General features: G+C 60.7%; 13 protein-coding genes and 1 pseudogene. 12 read left to right on the top strand and 2 right to left on the bottom strand.

What is annotated here, in order from left to right; all coding sequences use genetic code 11:
• Positions 1–38: 38 nt before the first annotated feature.
• Entirely contained in the window at positions 39–779 is a 741-nt protein-coding gene (locus P0M04_RS30585) for an SDR family NAD(P)-dependent oxidoreductase (protein WP_259450310.1), read from the top strand.
• Positions 780–1,350: 571 nt separating this feature from the next.
• On the opposite strand, the gene P0M04_RS30580 is transcribed toward P0M04_RS30585, so the two are convergent.
• A complete protein-coding gene (locus tag P0M04_RS30580) occupies positions 1,351–2,928 on the bottom strand; it encodes a methyl-accepting chemotaxis protein (protein ID WP_281042201.1) in 1,578 nt (525 codons plus the stop codon).
• Between the two features lie 216 nt (positions 2,929–3,144).
• The gene (locus P0M04_RS30575) at positions 3,145–3,444 is read right to left on the bottom strand and encodes a hypothetical protein (protein ID WP_259450309.1); all 300 of its coding nucleotides are present in this window, start codon (positions 3,442–3,444) and stop codon (positions 3,145–3,147) included.
• Between the two features lie 775 nt (positions 3,445–4,219).
• On the opposite strand from P0M04_RS30575, the gene P0M04_RS30570 reads away from it, so the two are divergent.
• From P0M04_RS30570 to P0M04_RS30520, 11 genes and pseudogenes are all read left to right on the top strand, one after another.
• On the top strand, positions 4,220–5,413 hold the full coding sequence (locus tag P0M04_RS30570; protein WP_259450308.1) for an isovaleryl-CoA dehydrogenase: 1,194 nt from the start codon (positions 4,220–4,222) through the stop codon (positions 5,411–5,413).
• 11 nt (positions 5,414–5,424) lie between these two features.
• Positions 5,425–7,032, top strand: a complete 1,608-nt coding sequence (locus tag P0M04_RS30565; RefSeq protein WP_259450307.1) for a carboxyl transferase domain-containing protein — start codon at positions 5,425–5,427, stop codon at positions 7,030–7,032.
• Between the two features lie 9 nt (positions 7,033–7,041).
• Complete coding sequence (locus P0M04_RS30560; protein WP_259450306.1) at positions 7,042–7,830, top strand: enoyl-CoA hydratase/isomerase family protein; 789 nt, start codon at positions 7,042–7,044, stop codon at positions 7,828–7,830.
• A 16-nt stretch (positions 7,831–7,846) separates the two neighbouring features.
• Entirely contained in the window at positions 7,847–9,856 is a 2,010-nt protein-coding gene (locus P0M04_RS30555; protein WP_259450305.1) for an acetyl-CoA carboxylase biotin carboxylase subunit, read from the top strand.
• 10 nt (positions 9,857–9,866) lie between these two features.
• Positions 9,867–10,775 (top strand): hydroxymethylglutaryl-CoA lyase, encoded by a 909-nt coding sequence (locus P0M04_RS30550; RefSeq protein WP_259450304.1) that lies wholly within the window; start codon positions 9,867–9,869, stop codon positions 10,773–10,775.
• A gap of 27 nt (positions 10,776–10,802) precedes the next feature.
• On the top strand, positions 10,803–11,552 hold the full coding sequence (locus P0M04_RS30545) for an electron transfer flavoprotein subunit beta/FixA family protein (RefSeq protein ID WP_259450303.1): 750 nt from the start codon (positions 10,803–10,805) through the stop codon (positions 11,550–11,552).
• 77 nt (positions 11,553–11,629) lie between these two features.
• Positions 11,630–12,559 carry an electron transfer flavoprotein subunit alpha/FixB family protein gene (locus P0M04_RS30540; protein ID WP_259450302.1) on the top strand — a complete coding sequence of 310 codons (930 nt, stop codon included), beginning with the start codon at positions 11,630–11,632 and terminating at the stop codon, positions 12,557–12,559.
• 39 nt (positions 12,560–12,598) lie between these two features.
• Positions 12,599–14,227, top strand: a complete 1,629-nt coding sequence (locus P0M04_RS30535) for an electron transfer flavoprotein-ubiquinone oxidoreductase (protein ID WP_307727219.1) — start codon at positions 12,599–12,601, stop codon at positions 14,225–14,227.
• Between the two features lie 132 nt (positions 14,228–14,359).
• Positions 14,360–15,559 (top strand): annotated as a pseudogene (gene prpF, locus P0M04_RS30530) (2-methylaconitate cis-trans isomerase PrpF); the annotation flags it as partial.
• An 86-nt stretch (positions 15,560–15,645) separates the two neighbouring features.
• Complete coding sequence (locus P0M04_RS30525; protein ID WP_259450300.1) at positions 15,646–16,395, top strand: type IV toxin-antitoxin system AbiEi family antitoxin domain-containing protein; 750 nt, start codon at positions 15,646–15,648, stop codon at positions 16,393–16,395.
• Between the two features lie 455 nt (positions 16,396–16,850).
• Positions 16,851–19,613, top strand: a complete 2,763-nt coding sequence (locus tag P0M04_RS30520) for a sensor domain-containing protein (protein ID WP_259450299.1) — start codon at positions 16,851–16,853, stop codon at positions 19,611–19,613.
• Positions 19,614–19,699: the final 86 nt, after the last annotated feature.

Here is a 19,699-nt window from a genome sequence, read left to right as displayed (position 1 = left end):
AACGCAAGAGTCGAAACTACATACGACAGGAGACAAATATGGCCCTTAGGCTTGAAGGGAAGATTGCCGTGATCACCGGTGCGGGTTCCGGTATGGGCGCGGCAATGGCGGAATTGTTTTGTGCGGAAGGCGCGCGTGTCATCGCGGTGGACATTTCCGGTGCGCAGAACGGCGTGGCTGCGCGTATTGGCGAATCGTGTACGCCGTTTCAGGCCGATATCACCAAAACGGAAGACGTCCAGGCGATGCTTGGGCTTGCTGTTGAGAAGTATGGCCGGCTCGACATCCTGTGCAACAATGCCGCAATCGATGGTCCCCTGGGCCCAGCTGCCGAATATTCCGAGAGCGATTTCGATCGAGTCTGGAACGTCACCGGGCGCTCGGTATTCATCGGGATGCGCAACGCGATACCACTGATGCTGCGTCATGGCGGCGGCTCGATCGTCAACACGGCGTCGATCGCGAGCCTGGTCGCGTTTCCGACGATGGTCGCCTATGGCGCCGCCAAGGGCGCCGTACTTCAGATGACGAAAACGTTCGCCGCCGAGTATGCGCGCCAGGGAATTCGCGTCAACGCGCTGCTGCCCGGCGCAATCAGAACGGGAATGACGGACCAGATGCCCGCACAGTATGTCGAGGCAGCCAAGAACGCGACTCCCATGGGACGCATGGGCCAGGCTGCCGAAATGGCGCAAGTCGCGCTGTTCCTCGCCAGCGACGGGGCATCGTTCGTGACAGGGGCAGGTATGGTCGCGGACGGCGGCTACACCATCGTCTGATGATTGGAATCGCAAATGCGATGACAGCGATAGCAGCATATATGGTTGGTTAATCGACACGAAAAATGGATTAGTCGCGCCGCGACGACCGTTATCGGGTAGTTCTTGTGCAATGCAGAATCATGGTGTGTCTCTTCTATCTTCCTTTGGGAAAATAGTTCAAGCCCGCTTCACAGCGGGCTTTTTTTTCCTTTTCTTGTCCTGCTTCGAATCCGCGGCAGTCAGCGGTTTCGAGTTTATTGCAGTGCCGAATGTACGGCCCGGTTGCGCTGGCGGTCTGTAGCCTGCCCGCGTAGACAGTGGCGGATTCGATGACGACTGGTTGCAGGAGCCGCTTGAACCTGATTAGGGTGTCCTGATTGACGGCTGCACCGCTTCAGCGTTGCGGAGGGAGGGAGGACGGATACGGAAATGGCAGACGACAGTGGTCCGCCATATCCCCATGGCAGCGCATGCGCTGCCATGGGGAGTGTTGCTCAGGAATTATCACACTGTGCGATCAAACGCGCAGTGTAGCGAGAATGATGCCAGTCTCGGATTGGCTGTCGGCCGGGTCGGATGTCAGATCAGTTCAGCGAAGGCGCAGTGCTGGTACTGGTGCTGCGGAGGCGGGCGCCGAGTCCTGTCGGACTGCCGGATCCACACTTGAAAGCTTGAAAACCGCCACGGTTCGGGCCAGATTGGTAGCCTGTGCCTGCATTGATTGCGAGGCTGCTGCGGCTTCCTCCACCAAGGCTGCATTCTGCTGGGTCACCTCGTCCATCTGGCCCAAAGCATTGTTGACCTCCTGGATGCCGGCGCTCTGTTCCTGGCTGGCGACCGTGATTTCCTGCATGATCGCGGTAACACGCTGGACGCTCGATACAATTTCTTCCATGGTTCGCCCGGCTCGGTCGACCAGTCGAGTGCCTGAATCGACGTTCTCCACCGATTCCGTGATCAAGCCCTTGATTTCTTTCGCTGCCGCGGCAGAACGTTGCGCCAGGTTGCGGACCTCGCTGGCGACAACGGCGAAACCTCGTCCCTGCTCGCCAGCGCGGGCCGCTTCGACGGCGGCATTCAGCGCCAGGATATTCGTCTGGAACGCGATGCCATCGATGACGCCGATTATGTCGGCGATCTTCTTTGCAGACATGTCGATAGCGCCCATCGTCCGCACCACCTCGGACACGACCTCTCCACCCTTGAGTGCGATGGCGGACGCCGACGTTGCGAGGCTGTTGGCGTGCCGTGCATTTTCCGCGTTCTGCTTCACGGTCGCCGTTAATTCCTCCATCGACGATGCCATTTCTTCGAGCGAACTCGCCTGTTGTTCAGTTCGCGACGACAGGTCGAGATTGCCCATCGCGATCTCATTCGACGCCGTGGTAATCATGTCGGTTCCGAGACGCACATCGGTAACGACGTCCACCAAGCCATCATTCATGTGCTTGAGGGCTCTCATCAACTGGCCGGTCTCGTCGGTTGACTTGACCTTGATTTCTGTCGTGAGATTGCCGGTCGCGACCGCTTGTGCGACCCCGACGGCTTCGAGCAGCGGTACCGAGACGCTGCGAGCGACCGCCAACGCCATCAGTGCGCCGAGCGCCACCGCAGCGGCGAGCACGCCGATAATCCAGATTCGGGCCCTGCCATAGCTCTGGTCGGCCAGTTTGCCGACGTCATCCGCCGCTTGAAGATTTCTCTTGATGAGTTGATCGACCTTGCCAACGATCTGCAGGAACATGTCTTGAAGTTCCCCCTCCGATATCGCCCGGGCTTTTTCCTTCTCGCCAGCGCGCGATAGCGCGAGCATTTTGCTCCCTGTTTCAAGATATCTTGCCGAGACTGCCTGCATGTCCTGCAGCACCGCTTTGTCCGCCGGGTCGGAGGCGAGTTTGGCAAACTGGCTCTGGTACTTGGCTATCTCTCCTTGGACGGCTTTCATCTGGCGCTCCGTCTCGGCTATCTTTTCCGGATCGGTGTCCATGTAATGCTTCGATTCCACATTGCGATATCGCCAGGCTGCTGCCTTCCATTCCAATATGGACGTTACAGTCGGGAGCGAAATATCGCGCATGCGTTCCGTTGTCGCAAAGACCGCCTTCGTTTGCATGATCGAAAAAATGCCCAATCCAATCGTCAACGAAAGGACGATAGCGAAGGCCACGAGGAGCTTGTTCGCGATAGTCAGGTTATGAAAATGTCTCATTTGGCTTTAGATACTGAACGTGGGCACTCCGGGAAGTGAAGTCGAGTGCTTGCCATTGCGGATTTTAAAGAGGTGACGGATGGTGGCAACTTGCCAATGCCATAATGCAGGGACGATGCGCCGGGAAAGCGCGCATCAGGGATGAGGGCTAACTTTCTTGCGAATGGATAGTTCTTAGATCAGTTTTGCGCAAACAGACAGATGCTCGGATTCGCAGACCTTGCTCCAGCGGGTGAACACGTCTTCCCAACCTTTGTCACCGGCAAGCGTCAAAAGGGCGTTGGGGACAGCATTCGCATCCGGAACTTCCCAGATATCGTATAGATGGCAAAAATGCCCGATGAGTGGAGTGTAAGTAGCGAGCAGCTTCCAGCCCTGGGGTTCCATATAGCTTGCAATTTCTTTAACGATTCCAACGGCTTCTTCTACATGGCCGTATTTGATTTTGAGCTCAGCTACAAGATACATCGACATAATTTATCTCCTCGTTATAGTTTGGGAAAGCCGGCCAGGAAGCTGGTTTCGAAAATGGATTACCTTTTCACGTTGTCGCGTCGTGATGCGAGATGTCCATACGCCGGCTTAAGCAACAGTTGTGCCAAAACCTAAGTTGTTGATACCTAAGCTTTTTGCCTCCTGTAGAAAACTGGTGGACATGTGAGAAGTGACGGTTACGTCATGCTGCTCGAGCCTTCATGACGAATTGGTCAAGCTGTTGTGGATGGAACAAACCCGCTACCTATGACATTGACTCCGTTCCTCCGTTTCCAGAAAGCGCGGCCAACGCTGTGACAGGCACGTTGCTATAAATCGCAGCGTGCGCACGGCGTAGATGAAGACTCCAAGGATGGCCGATAAGGCTTGCTGGTTTCGCTATCCGGCCGGTGCATCCTCGACCTCGGCATTCAGGTGGAAGTCGCCAATTCCCATTAACGCTCGGCGCAGCGTTATCCGCGGACATAAAGTCCCGCCCACGCACAGAAGTGATCGACCGTGCTTCTTTAAAAAGTCGCACAAATTAATTGACGCCAATCCACGACATGCTTTACGTTTACGTAAACGTAAAGTAAATCGGCTTCAAAGTGGTCACCACCGAGATGACGAAAGTGACAACGCAAGCTCAGTCCCGATTGGTATTTCTAGATTGAAAAGCGGGGAGGGCAGCAGTTGGCAAGCTGTGCTTCCACGGACTAGCAGATTAACGCCGAGCTTTACCTGGCCGACCAGAATTCATTACACAGAGGAAAATATGACAAGGTATGTTGAGCTTCCAGGTTTATCGTTCGCTCATGGCGAAGACATTGCCGCGTTGCGCGAAGCGGTACAACAGTTCGCCGCGAGCGAAATCGCCCCGCGCGCGGCCGAGATCGACCGCACCGACCAGTTCCCGATGGACCTGTGGAAAAAGATGGGCGAGCTGGGCCTGCTCGGCATCACCGTCGGCGAGGAATACGGCGGCGCCAACATGGGGTACCTGGCGCACATCGTCGCCATGGAAGAAATCTCGCGCGCATCGGCCTCCGTCGGCCTGTCGTACGGTGCGCACTCGAATCTGTGCGTCAACCAGATCAAGCGCAACGGCAACGACGAGCAGAAGCGCAAATACCTGCCCAAGCTGATCTCGGGCGAGCACGTCGGTGCCTTGGCCATGTCCGAACCGAACGCCGGCTCCGACGTCGTCAGCATGAAGTTGCGCGCCGACCTGAAGGGTGACCGCTACGTTCTGAACGGCACCAAGATGTGGATCACGAACGGTCCGGACGCGGACACCCTCGTCGTCTACGCCAAGACCGACATCGAGGCCGGCCCGCGCGGCATGACCGCCTTCCTCATCGAGAAGGGCTTCAAGGGTTTTTCCATCGCGCAAAAGTTGGACAAACTGGGCATGCGCGGTTCGCACACGGGCGAGCTGGTGTTCCAGGATTGCGAAGTGCCGGTGGAAAACGTGCTGGGCGGCGTGGGCAAGGGTGTCAATGTGCTGATGTCGGGCCTGGATTTCGAACGCACCGTACTTTCCGGCGGCCCGCTGGGCATCATGTCGGCCTGCATGGACGCGGTCGTCCCTTATATCCACGAGCGCAAGCAGTTCGGTCAGGCGATCGGCGAATTCCAGCTCATGCAAGGCAAGATCGCCGACATGTATTCGACCATGATGGCCTGCCGCGCCTATGTCTACGCGGTCGGTCAGGCCTGCGACCGCGCATCGAACCCGGAACAGGTCCGCGCCCTGCGCAAGGACGCGGCCGGCGCCATCCTGTACAGCGCGGAAAAGGCAACGTGGATGGCCGGTGAAGCGATCCAGACGCTGGGCGGCAACGGCTACATCAACGAATATCCGGTGGGCCGTCTGTGGCGCGACGCCAAGCTGTACGAGATCGGCGCCGGCACGAGCGAGATCCGTCGCATGCTGATCGGCCGCGAACTGTTTTCCGAAACCGCGTGATCGAGGCGACCATGAGCACAATCGAATCCAAACTCAACCCGCGCAGCGAGGATTTCAAGGCCAATACCGCAGCCATGCAAGCAGTGGTGGACGACCTGCGCGCGAAAGTCGCCGCTGTCGCCATGGGCGGCGGCGAAACGGCCAGCGCGAAACACGTCGCGCGCGGCAAACTGCTGCCGCGCGAGCGCGTGCAAATGCTGCTCGATCCGGGCACCCCGTTCCTCGAATTCTCCCAGATGGCGGCGTACGCCATGTACGACGATGCCGCGCCCGCGGCCGGCATCATCACGGGCATCGGCCGCGTGGCGGGCCAGGAATGCGTCATCGTCTGTAACGACGCCACCGTCAAGGGCGGCACGTATTACCCGATGACGGTCAAGAAGCACCTGCGCGCGCAGGAGATCGCCGAGCAGAACAACCTGCCCTGCATCTACCTCGTCGACTCGGGCGGCGCCAACCTGCCGAACCAGGACGACGTGTTCCCCGACCGCGACCACTTCGGCCGCATCTTCTATAACCAGGCGAACCTGTCGGCAAAAGGCATTCCGCAGATCGCCGTCGTGATGGGTTCCTGCACGGCGGGCGGCGCGTACGTGCCGGCGATGAGCGACGAATCCATCATCGTCAAGGAACAGGGCACGATCTTCCTGGGCGGTCCGCCGCTCGTGAAGGCGGCGACGGGCGAAGTCGTCACGGCCGAGGACCTCGGCGGCGGCGATGTCCACACGCGCCTGTCCGGCGTGGTCGACCACCTGGCACAGAACGACACTCACGCGCTGGCACTCGCGCGCAAGATCATCTCGAACCTGAACCGCGTGAAACCCCAGCAGGGCGCGCTGCGCGAAAGCGTCGAGCCGAAGTACGCGCCGGAAGAACTGTACGGCGTGATCCCCGTCGACACGAGAAAACCGTTCGACGTGCGCGAGGTCATCGCCCGCATCGTCGACGGCAGCGAGTTCGACGAATTCAAGGCGCGCTACGGCACGACGCTTGTCTGCGGCTTCGCGCACATCTTCGGCATGAAGGTCGGGATCATCGCCAACAACGGCATCCTGTTCTCGGAAGCCGCGCTGAAGGGCACGCACTTCATCGAGCTGTGCTGCCAGAGAAAAATCCCGCTCGTCTTCCTGCAGAACATCACCGGTTTCATGGTCGGCCGCAAGTACGAAAACGAAGGCATCGCCCGCAACGGCGCCAAGATGGTGACCGCGGTCGCGACGGCATCCGTGCCGAAATTCACCGTGATCATCGGCGGCAGCTTCGGCGCCGGTAACTACGGCATGTGCGGCCGTGCGTTCTCGCCGCGCTTCCTGTGGATGTGGCCCAATGCGCGCATCTCCGTGATGGGCGGCGACCAGGCTGCGTCCGTGCTGGCGACCGTCAAGCGCGACGGCATCGAGGCCAAGGGCGGCCAATGGTCGCCCGATGAGGAAGCCGCGTTCAAGCAGCCGATCAAGGAACAGTACGAGCACCAGGGCCACCCGTATTACGCCACCGCGCGCCTGTGGGACGACGGCGTGATCGACCCGGCCGATACGCGCACGGTGCTGGGACTGGGCCTCTCGGCCGCGCTGAACGCGCCGATCGAAGACACGAAATTCGGCGTGTTCAGGATGTAAGGGAAAAAAATGAACAAATACGACACCGTCGAGATCTCCGTTGAGGACAAGGTCGCGACCATCACCCTGAACCGCCCCGACGTACGGAATGCTTTCAACGAGACCACGATCGCCGACCTGGCGATGGCCTTCGATGAAGTGGGCCGAGAGGAGCAAATCCGCGCCATCGTGCTGGCTGCGAAGGGTCCGGCCTTCTGCGCCGGCGCCGACCTGAATTGGATGAAGAAGATGGCCGGCTACTCTCGCGAGGAAAACGAGGCCGACGCCCTGCGCCTGGCCGACATGCTGTGCACTATCTACTTCAGCCCGAAGCCGGTGGTAGCCAAGGTCCAGGGCGACTGCTACGCCGGCGGCATGGGCCTGGTAGCGGTATGCGACATCGTGGTGGCGAGCGAGGGCATGAACTTCTGCCTGTCCGAAGTGAAGCTGGGCCTGATCCCGGCCACGATTTCCCCCTACGTCATCAAGGCGATGGGCGAGCAGGCCTCGCGCCGCTACTTCCTCACCGCCGAGCGCTTCGACGCCCGCGAAGCGAAGCGCCTCGGCCTGGCCCACGAGGTGGTGCCGGCCGAAGCGCTCGACGCCACCGTCGACGGCATCGTCAAGGCACTGGTGAACAACAGCCCGAACGCGGTGCGCGAAGCGAAGAAGCTGGTGCGCGACATCGCCAGGCTGCCGATCGACGACATGCTGCTGGCCGATACCGCCCGCCGCATCGCGCATATCCGTGCATCTGCAGAGGGACGCGAAGGGGTTGCGTCCTTCCTCCAGAAGCGCAAGCCGGCGTGGCTGTCATAACATTCAAGGAGACCAAATGTTCAAGAAAATCCTGATCGCCAACCGCGGGGAAATCGCCTGCCGGGTCGCGGCGACGGCGCGCCGTCTCGGCATCAAGACCGTCGCGGTCTACTCCGAAGCGGACACGGATGCGAAACACGTCGCGGCTTGCGATGAAGCCGTCCTGCTCGGCCCGGCCTCGGCCAAGGAAAGCTACCTGAGGGCTGACAAGATCATCGAGGCCGCGCTTGCGACCGGCGCCCAGGCCATCCACCCGGGCTACGGCTTCCTGTCCGAGAACGAGGACTTTGCCGACGGCTGCGCGCGGGCGGGCCTGGTCTTCATCGGCCCGCCGGCTTCGGCAATCCGCGCGATGGGTTCGAAGTCCGCCGCCAAACAGTTGATGGAGTCGGCCGACGTTCCTCTGGTGCCGGGCTACCACGGCGAGAACCAGGATGCCGGCTTCTTGCGCCAGCAGGCCGGCCAGATCGGCTATCCGGTGCTGCTGAAGGCCAGCGCGGGCGGCGGCGGCAAGGGCATGCGCATCGTCGAACGCGACGAAGACTTCGACGCGGCGCTCAAGTCCTGCAAGCGCGAGGCGATCAACAGCTTCGGCGACGATCGCGTCCTCGTCGAGAAATACCTGATCCGGCCACGCCACATCGAGATCCAGGTATTCGCCGACACGCACGGCAACTGCGTGTATCTGTTCGAGCGCGACTGCTCGGTACAGCGCCGGCACCAGAAAGTGCTGGAAGAGGCGCCCGCGCCCGACATGTCCGAGCAGCGGAGGCGCTCGATGGGGCAGGCCGCCGTCAATGCGGCGAAGGCTGTCGGTTACGTCGGCGCCGGCACCGTGGAATTCATCGCCAACCAGGACGGCAGCTTCTACTTCATGGAGATGAACACGCGCCTGCAGGTGGAGCACCCGGTCACGGAGATGATCACGGGTACCGACCTGGTCGAGTGGCAGCTGCGGGTCGCGGCCGGCGAGTCGCTGCCGAAGCGCCAGGACGAGCTGACCATCCATGGCCACGCGCTGGAAGCACGCATCTACGCCGAGAATCCGGAAAAAGGTTTCCTGCCCTCGATCGGCACCTTGCTGCGCGTGCGTACCCCGGCCGCGGTGCAGTTCGAACTCGGCGCGGACGGCGCAGGCGCAGATCCCGCGGCGGTGCGCATCGATTCGGGCGTGCGCGAGGGCGATGCGATCTCGCCGTTCTACGACCCGATGATCGCCAAGCTGATCGTCTGGGGACGCGACCGCGACGAGGCGTTGGCCCGCATGGCGCGTGCCCTGGCCGACTACCAGGTCGTCGGCCTGGCGACCAACGTTGCCTTCCTCAAGCGCCTGGTGGAAAGCGAGCCGTTTGCCAATGCGGATCTGGACACGGGCCTGATCGAACGCCATCGTGACGCGCTTTTCCCGGTACCGCAACCGGCCGGATTGCACGTGCTGGCACTGGCGGCCGTCAAGCTGCTCGACGGCGAACATGCGTGCGGCACTCGCGACCCGTGGAGCGATACGGATGGCTGGCGCATGAACGGCACATTCACCCGCAACCTCGCGTTCACCGGCGAAGCGGGCCCGCAGGTGCTGGGACTTCGCTACAGCCGGCAGGGCTGGGCGATGCAAGCCGCGGGACAGGATGCGTTGGTCAGCGTGGCGGGACAGAACGACGGACAGATCACCCTCAAGCTCGATGGGAGTGTCGTACGAGGCACCGTGGCCCGCGAAGGCGACACCTTCCACGTCTTTACGAACGGCCAGCACGTCGTACTGCAGTACAGCGATCCGCTCGCCCATGCCGGTGAGGCCGAGGCAGAAAGCGGCAGGCTCACGGCACCGATGCCCGGCAAGATCGTCGCCCTGCTGGTGGAAAAAGGCGCGGTCGTCGAAAAAGGCTCGCCGTTGCTGATCATGGAGGCGATGAAAATGGAGCACACCATTTACGCACCTGCCAGCGGCACTGTCGAGGAACTGCTGTATACGGTTGGCGACCAGGTGACCGATGGCGTGCAACTGCTGGCCTTTACCACTGACTGACGGAACGCCAATGACACTACCCAAGCATGTGAAGCTCGTCGAAGTCGGTCCGCGCGACGGCCTCCAGAATGAGAAGGAGACCGTCCCGGCCGAGGTCAAGATCGAGCTGGTCGAACGGCTTGCCGCAGCGGGCCTGCCGAATATCGAAGCGGCGTCCTTCGTATCGCCGAAGTGGGTGCCGCAGATGGCGACCTCCGGCGAGGTGATGGAGAACCTTCGCCGCCGACCGGGCGTGCTCTATTCGGCGCTCACGCCCAACATGAAAGGCTTCGAGGCGGCCCTGGCTGCACGGGCTGACGAAGTCGTCATCTTCGGTTCGGCCTCGGAGGCCTTCTCCCAGCGGAACATCAACTGCTCGATTGCCGAATCCGTCGAGCGTTTCCGCGACGTCGCGCGTGCGGCCAAGGACAACGGCATCCGGCTGCGGGGCAGCATCAGCTGCTCGTTCGGCTGTCCCTATGAGGGCGAGATCGCGCCGGATGCGGTGGCCGATGTGGTACGCCGCATGCGCGACCTCGGCTGCGACGAGATCGACATCGCCGACACCATCGGCGTGGGCACGCCAGGCAAGATCGCGACCGTCTACGAGGCCATTGCGAAAGAGTATCCGCTTGGCCAGCTGTCTGGCCACTTCCACGATACCTACGGCCAGGCGCTCGTCAACATCTACGCCGCGCTGCAGGTCGGCGTATCGATCTTCCATGCCTCGGTTGCGGGATTGGGCGGCTGCCCGTATGCGAAAGGCGCGACGGGGAATGTGGCGACGGAGGACGTGGTCTACATGCTCGATGGGCTCGGTATCCATACGGGCGTCCACCTGGACCAGGTGGTCGATGCCGGTCAGTTCATCTCGCGCCAGCTCGGGCGCAAGGCGGCAAGCCGGGCCGGCAACGCCATCGCGAACCGGCGGGCCGGCTGATTCCGAAATTCCAAACTGGAGAGTGAAGTGAAAGCATTAGTCGCTGTCAAGCGCGTAGTGGACTACAACGTCAAGATCCGCGTGAAATCAGACGGAAGCGGTGTCGATACCGCCAATGTCAAGATGGGTTTGAATCCCTTCGACGAAATCGCCGTCGAGGAAGCTGTACGGCTGAAGGAGGCCGGCAAGATCGATGAGGTGGTCGCAGTTTCCTGTGGCGTGCAGCAGTGCCAGGAAACGTTGCGCACTGCAATGGCGATCGGTGCCGACCGTGGCATCTTCGTCGACACCACCGACGACCTGCAGCCGCTGGCCGTGGCCAAGCTGCTGCGAGCGATCATTGACAGGGAAAAGCCGCAGATCGTCATCCTCGGGAAGCAGGCGATCGATGACGACTGCAACCAGACGGGCCAGATGCTTGCCGCCCTGCTGGGATGGGGCCAGGCCACCTTCGCCTCGAAGGTCGTCATCGAGGACGGCCGTGCTGTCGTCACCCGCGAAGTCGACGGCGGCTTCGAAACCCTGGCGCTGCCGCTGCCGGCCATCGTGACCACCGACCTGCGGCTCAACGAGCCGCGCTACGTCACGCTGCCAAACATCATGAAGGCGAAAAAGAAGCCGCTGGACAGCGTTAAGCCGGCGGACCTCGGTGTGGACGTGACGCCGCGCCTGAAGACGTTGAAGATCTCGGAGCCTTCGAAGCGTTCCGCTGGCGTCATCGTCAGCGATGTGGCCGAACTGGTCAGGAAGCTGAAGAACGAAGCCAAGGTCGTCTAGCCGGGAGGTCGAATCTGGACGGCATCCGGCAACCCGGATCGACGGCGCACAAACTTAAAAAGACTATACGAACGATCATGACAACACTGGTTATTGCAGAACACGACAACGTTTCCCTCAAAGGCAGTACGCTGAACACTGTCACTGCGGCGTTGCAATGCAGCGCCGAAGTGCACGTGCTGGTGGCTGGCTACATGGCCAGCCAGGCGGCCGAGGCAGCTGCTGGGCTTACCGGCGTCACCAGGGTGTTCCTCGCCGATGGGCCGCAGCTTGCCGACGGGCTGGCCGAAAACGTGGCTGAACAGGTGCTTGCGCTGGCCGGCAACTATGGCCACATCCTGGCACCGGCGACCGCCTATGGCAAGAATATCCTGCCGCGCGTGGCGGCGCGGCTCGACGTCGCACAGATTTCGGAAATCACCAAAGTGGTGACGCCGGACACATTCGAGCGCCCGATCTATGCTGGCAATGCGATAGCCACGGTGCAGTCGACCGAACCTGTGAAGGTGATCACTGTGCGCACTACCGGCTTCGAGGCGGTCTCGATGGGCGGCTCGGCGGTCGTCGAAGGGATCGTGCCGGTCGGTGAGGAGGGCAAGTCCCGTGTCGTGGCGCGCGAGGTCGCGAAGTCGGAACGTCCCGAACTGACGGCGGCGAAGGTGATCGTCTCCGGCGGCCGAGGCATGGGCTCGGGCGAGGCATTCAAGATCCTGGAGCCGCTGGCCGACAGGTTGGGCGCCGCGATGGGCGCGTCGCGTGCGGCGGTTGACGCGGGGTTCGTTCCGAACGACTGGCAGGTGGGGCAAACCGGCAAGGTGGTGGCACCGCAGCTTTACATCGCGGTGGGCATCTCGGGAGCGATCCAGCACCTGGCTGGCATGAAGGATTCGAAGACGATCGTGGCAATCAACAAGGACCCGGAAGCGCCGATTTTCCAGGTCGCCGATTACGGCATCGTTGGCGATCTGTTCGACATCGTGCCGGCCCTGAGCAAGGCGCTGGACTGACCCATGAACCTATTGGAACAATATGGTCCGCGCGACGCCATGGAATACGACGTCGTCATCGTGGGCGGTGGTCCTGCCGGCCTGTCGGCCGCGATCCGCCTGAAGCAGCTGGCGGCCGAAAAGGGCCAGGACGTGTCGGTCTGCGTGCTGGAAAAAGGCGGCGAGCTGGGCGCGCACATCCTGTCGGGTGCCGTGATGGATCCGCGCGCGCTGAATGAACTGTTCCCGAATTGGAAAGAACTGGGCGCACCGCTGAATACGCCCGTGACGGAAGACCGCGTGCTGTTCCTCACCGAAACCAAGTCGTACCAGACGCCGTCCATGTTCGTGCCAAAGATGCTCGAGAACCACGGCAACTACGTGATCTCGCTGGCCAACGTCGTGCGCTGGCTGGGCCAGCAGGCGGAAGCGCTCGGTGTCGAAATCTTCCCGGGCTTCCCGGCCGCCGAGATCCTGTACAACGACGACGGTTCCGTGAAGGGCGTCGCCACGGGCAATATGGGTGTCAACCGCCACGGCCAGCCGACCGATGCGTTCCAGCTGGGCATGGAGCTGCACGCGAAATACACGCTGTTCGCGGAAGGCTCGCGCGGCCACCTCGGCAAGCAGCTGATGGCGAAGTACGACCTGAACAAGGGCAAGGATCCGCAGACCTACGGCATCGGCATCAAGGAACTGTGGGAAATCGATCCGGCCAGGCACAAGCCGGGCCTCGTGATCCACACGGCCGGCTGGCCGCTGGACAACGACACCTACGGCGGCTCGTTCCTGTACCACCTGGAAAACAACCAGGTTGCCGTCGGCTTCGTCGTCGGCCTGGCCTACCAGAATCCGTACCTGTCGCCGTACGAGGAATTCCAGCGCTATAAAACGCACCCGGAGATCCGCCACTTCTTCGAAGGCGGCAAGCGCATCTCGTACGGCGCGCGCGCGATCACGGCGGGCGGCCTGCAGTCGCTGCCGAAGACCGTGTTCCCGGGCGGCGCGCTGATTGGCTGCGACGCGGGCTTCCTCAACACGAGCCGCATCAAGGGCAGCCATGCCGCCATCAAGACGGGCATGCTCGCGGCCGATGCCGCCTATGCCGCACTGGGCGATGGCCGCCAGCACGATGAGCTGCTGAGCTATCCGGTCGCATTCGAACAATCGTGGCTGCACGAGGAACTGCACGTCGCGCGCAACTTCAAGCCGTGGATGAGCAAGGGGCTGATCACGGGCACGATCATGACCGGCATCGACCAGATCGTGTTCAAGGGCAGGGCGCCGTGGACGCTGCACCACAACCACGCGGACCACGAATGCCTGCGCCCTGCCTCAAGCTTCAAGCCCATCGCCTATCCGAAGCCGGACGGCAAGCTGACGTTCGACCGCCTGTCGTCCGTGTTCATCTCGAACACGAACCATGCGGAAGACCAGCCCATCCACCTTACGCTGAAAAACCCGAACGTGCCGGTCGACGTGAACCTGGCCAGGTTCGCGGGGCCGGAACAACGCTACTGCCCGGCCGGCGTGTACGAGTTCGTGAAGACGGACGAAGGCAAGGACCGCCTGCAGATCAACGCGCAGAACTGCGTGCACTGCAAGACGTGCGATATCAAGGACCCGACGCAGAACATCGTGTGGGTCACGCCGGAAGGCGGCGGCGGGCCGAACTACCCAAATATGTAGGCGACGGCGGGATCGTGACGAAGCGCCGAAGGGCGTGACTGCATTGCTCGCCTTGTCGAAGGGCGCCACTCGAACCTGTAACAAACAAATCGTCGTCCCGGTGCACGGGAAGACATGCAACGGAAAACTCTGATGACCCACGTACCTCAAGTCAAAATCCCCGCCGTCTACATGGGCGGCGGCACAAGCAAAAGCGTGTTCTTTCGCTTGCACGATCTTCCCGAAGCGGCACAGGTTCTGGGAGAAGCGCGTGACAAATTGCTGCTGCGCGTGATCGGCAGTCCCGACCCCTACGTCAGGCAGACCGATGGCATGGGTGGCGTTACGTCGAGCACCAGCAAAACCGTCATTGTGTCGAAAAGCGCGCGTCCCGGTCATGACGTGGACTGCCTGTTCGGCCAAGTCTCCATCGACAAGGCACTCGTTGACTGGAGTGGAAACTGCGGCAACCTGTCCGCGACGGTCGGGATGTTCGCGGTGCGCGGCGGACTGATTCACCGCGAGCGTATTCCTCGGGACGGAATCGTGGCCGTTCGGATATGGCAGGCAAATGTTCGGAAGACCGTCATTGCGCATGTTCCAGTCAAGGATGGAAAAATCCAGCAGACCGGAGAATGCGAATTGGGCGGCCTTGCGCTCCCGGCTGCCAAGGTAAAGCTGGAGTTCATCGATCCCGTGTGCGATGCGGGCGACCATGGTGCTTGGGACAGCGACGGTGCCATGTTCCCGACCGGTCGCATGGTTGATGAGCTCGACGTGCCAGGCATCGGCATACTCCGGGCGACGTTGATCAACGCGGGCGCCCCGACGATTTTCGTCAACGCGTCCGAGATTGGTTACACGGGCTCGGCGCTTCAGGAGGCGATCGACGCGAACCCGGAAGCGCTCGTCAAAATCGAAACCATCCGTGCGCATGGCGCCTTGCGCATGGGTCTGATCGCCCATGTCGACGAAGCGGCCCGGCGTCCGCATACGCCGGCAATCGCATTCGTGGCACCGCCGGCCGACTATGTCGCGGCGTGCGGCAAGGAGATCGCGGCGGCGGAAGTCGATCTGCTTGTTCGGGCTCTATCGATGGGCCGGCTGCATCACGCGGTGACGGGCACGATCGCGATAGCGGTCGGCACGGCAGCGGCGATACCGGGCACGCTCGTCAGCCTGGCCGCAGGTGGACAGGCACTGGAATCCGTACGCTTCGGTCATCCGTCCGGGACGCTGCACGTTGGTGCCACCGTGAAGGAAATCCAGCACCAGTGGATTGTGATTAAGGCAGTAATGAGTCGCAGGGCGCCCGCGCTGAGGGACGGCTGGGTAGACGTGTCAGGCGACGCTTCTGATGGACATGGTTCTCCGGCAGTTGGAGCGTTGCCGGTTCGTTTCACGTGCTCGAGTCGTTTTGATCTGTAGGGTTCTCTTTCATGGACAGCACCAATGCATCGTTTCCTTCCAGGCGTTCCCTGATCCAGATTGGTCGCGGAAAACCCATCGGTTCAAACGAATTGCATCAGATGGGTATCACGTTGCGTCATATAAACAACCTCGTTCAGCACGGCTGGCTTGAACCCTTGGGGCGCGGCGTCTACGTACGGCAGGGACAAGAACTGACCTTCGAACATGCGATGGAATATCTGACGAGGAGCATTCCGGATCTGCATATCGCCAGCATGACCGCAGTTAAATGGCACAACGGTATCCACTACGTGAACAAAGATGTGCCGACCGCTGTCTGGGGTACTTCAACTCCCCGATTGCCAAAATGGTTCATGGAGCGCTTCGATTGCACCTATCAGGTGACCCAGCTTTTTTCGCCCGACATGCCGAGAGACCTGGGGCTTGACGCTTTGTCGGCTACGCATCCCACGCTTTATGTGTCGTCTCCTGAGCGCGCATTGCTCGAAATGATCGGCGACATCGGGAAAAAATTCACGATCGAAGAGGTCGCCGACGTCGCAAGGAATATGCAGTCCATCAGGCTGCCGCTGTTGAATGACCTGGTGGGCTACACGGTACGTATCAAGGTGCTTCGCATTCTCTTCCGCCTCGCGCGCGAGTCGCGCGCCTCCTGGGGGGATGATGTGAATAACCAGGTGGGCAGAAGTGACGCGACAGCTCGATCAACAGGGACGCGTGGCATGAGTGCAAGCACGTCAAAGGTGTATCCACTTTGAAAACGGCGTCGTCCGTTCCCGGCTTCTTCCCGCGCGCTCGCATGCACGTGCGCATGCGGTTCAGGATTTTCCACACGATCTACGCAGACAAGACCATGTAGTCAGCGCGGGGCAGAGCTCACATGCTTGATTCGAGCGCAGACCCCGAAAAGAGTGCTTCCCTTTAACGGGTGCGCCGCGGCGGCGGTGTACCCGTTCTTTTTTTCTAGACCAGGAACTTCCCATGCTGGGCTAACGCCATGCCCGTATCCTTACCAATACTGTCCAGTATGTTATTGAGACAATAACCATTGTCTCTTTGCGGCAACAATCTATCGAATTATTTCGATGGACCTGCTCTACGTATCGATGCCGGAAGCATAATCGAGTGTCAGTCCAGTGCGACCCATACTGTCGACAGGCGACCATTCAACGACAACGACAAGTCGCTCAACTCATCAGTTTGCTCTAATCTCATGTTCGCTCCTATTACGTGCATCGGCGGTATCTGGACGACGGATCGCAAGGGCATATGCGTTTCCATTGCCGAGCATTCGCCCGGGCTTCTGCCGTCGCCCGTCGGCAAATCATTCGTCGCGTGGCTGCAGACGGTCCAGACCGCAAGTGGTTGCACGCTTGCCGAAGAAGTCGCGGGCGCGATGGATCGGGAAAAGCCATTTCGGCATGAGCACCAGCTCATGTGCACTAACGGCAATTCCAGATGGGTCGTGTCGACTGGTATTCCCCAGTTTGACCGCGACGGCAATTTTGAAGGGTTTAGCGGTGCGCTGACGGATATTAGCGAGCACAAGGGCGTCCTCGAGCGCACGCTACGCAGCGAGGCAGAGCACCGCCTTATCATGGATAACTGCCTCGACCTGATCGGTCATTGTGACGCCTCCGGCAACTACGTGCATGTATCCCGGTCGTACACCGTGGTAGTGGGATGGGAGAGCGAAGAGATGGTCGGGCGCTCGGTTCTCGCCTTTTTACACCCTGAAGATCAGGAACGCGCACGGAATGCGCTGGCCCGCATCTTGGACGGGGAGGAGCTTGCGGAAGTCATCGAAGTGCGTAAGCGCCACCGCGATAATCGCTATATTTTGCTGGGTACGAAGGTACGTAAAGTGACCGATCCCGATACGGGAGCTATTGCCGGCGCGGTTCTGGTGTCACGCGACATTACACGTGAAAAGGAGATGCTGGCGCGAATTGAACGGATGGCAGAGCAGAATACCGCACTCATCGAGCACTCCCTGGACATCACAATGCTGCTGGATTTGGAAGGAACTATTCTGCACACAAACAGGGCAGTCGAACAGGTCTTGGGGTATCGTCCCGACGAATTGATCGGCTCGACGGGCCGGCGTTTCATGACCGAGCAAGGCTATGCCGACGCCTTGGGGCAGCTGAAGTTGATGGTAACCGGCCCGGGCAACCTGTTTATCAGCGATGACTGCCTGTCAAAGGATGGCCGAACAGTTCGACTGGACTGGAGCCTTTGCCATCCTGAAGGCAGTCGTCTGGTTTATGCGACCGCCAGAGACGTCACGAACATGCACCGGACAAAGGTGGCGCTCGAGCAGGCACATGCCCAGGTACATACGATCCTCGAGAGCATCGAGGATGGCTTCTTCTCGGTGGACCGCAACTGGGAGATCACGTTTGCTAACACCATTGCGGCCGCCTTCGTTGGCATCGACCGCGAGGCATCGTTGGGCAAGGTATTGTGGGACATCGCGGACGGGCTGGCGGACACGTCCGTCGCAGCGAACCTGCGGCGCGCGATGGAAATGCGCGAAAACATGTCGTTCGAGGTCTATTATGAACCGGCAGGGGTGTGGTTGAGCGAGCGCGTGTATGCCCACGAAGATGGGCTGTCCGTGTTCTTCCACGACATCTCGGAACGGAAGCATGCGGAAGCGAGGCTTGAACAGCTGGCGACGCGCGACGTGCTGACCGGCTTGCCCAACCGTGCCTCGCTCAACCAGCACGTCGAGACTATGTTGTGTGAGCAACGCGCCGGTGCGGTGATCGCGGTGCTGTTCATCGACTTGAACCGGTTCAAGGAAGTCAACGATTCGATGGGCCATGCTGCCGGGGACTGCTTGCTGAAACAGGTCAGCGCGCGACTGCAGTCTTGCATGCGACCAGGCGACGTTGTGGCGCGCCTCGGCGGTGACGAATTTGTGGTCGCGGCCACCTGCACCGGACGTGACGCGACCGCCGCGATCGCCCAGCGGTTGATAGCGGCGCTGACGAACCCATTCTATGTGGACGTCGTTGAAATCTGCGTCGGTGCCTCGATCGGCATCAGCCTGTCGGACCAGGACGTTGAGACCGTAGAGCAGTTATTTCAAAACGCCGATACCGCGATGTACAAGGCCAAGGCGACCGGTGAAAGTACCTACCAGTTCTTCGAGCCTGAAATGAGTGCGGAAGCAAAGCGCAGGCTGCAGCTCGAGGTGACGATGCGACGTGCCCTTGAACTGGGGCAATTCGAGATTCACTATCAGCCGCGCGTCGACCTGCATGGCATGCGGCTACGGGGTATGGAAGCCCTGCTGCGCTGGAACCACCCCGAGCTCGGGCAAATATCGCCTCTTGAGTTCATTCCCATTGCGGAGGAGCGCGGCCATATCGAAGCCATTGGAGCGTGGGTGTTGCGCGCAGCCTGCCGCGAAGGAAAACGACTATGCGACAAGTACGGAATCGCGCTGCACGTATCCGTGAATGTGTCGGCACGCCAGTTGCGTCATGCCGACTTCGTACTGGAAGTCGAGCGTGCCCTGGGCGAGTCAGGCCTGCGACCTGCGGCTCTGGAACTCGAGCTGACTGAAAGCGCGCTGATCGAAGACACCGAGCAATCAGCGCTGTTTCTCCGGCGTCTTAAGGGCTTGGGCGCGACGCTGTCGCTCGACGATTTCGGAACCGGCTACTCGAGCTTATCGTACCTGAAGCGCTTTCCGGTCGACGTACTCAAGCTCGACCGTTCGTTCTTCGACGAGCAATCGGTCGATCATGGCAACGCCGCCTTCGTCGAAGCACTCATCGGCATGGCGCACGCGCTGGACCTGACGGTTGTAGCGGAGGGGATCGAGACCACCATGGTGATGGATATGTTGCGTCTGGCGGGCTGTGACGAAGCACAAGGATATGTATTTGCAAAACCGATGTCGTTGCACACGTTTGAAGAATTCCTGCAGAGTGCAAAGTCAAACGGAATTGTCCGTGATTGAGAGGACATCTCGCTGCATTTTGGGCAAGGTCTGTTCATGCCGATAAATGTGTTTTCTAAAAATTCACATTTATCGATCACTTACAA

It is taken from the genome of Telluria mixta (genome assembly GCF_029223865.1).
Taxonomy (GTDB): Bacteria; Pseudomonadota; Gammaproteobacteria; order Burkholderiales; family Burkholderiaceae_D; genus Telluria; species Telluria mixta.
The sequence above is the reverse complement of the archived record's forward strand: the minus strand, read 5'-3'. Positions and strand labels throughout refer to the sequence as shown.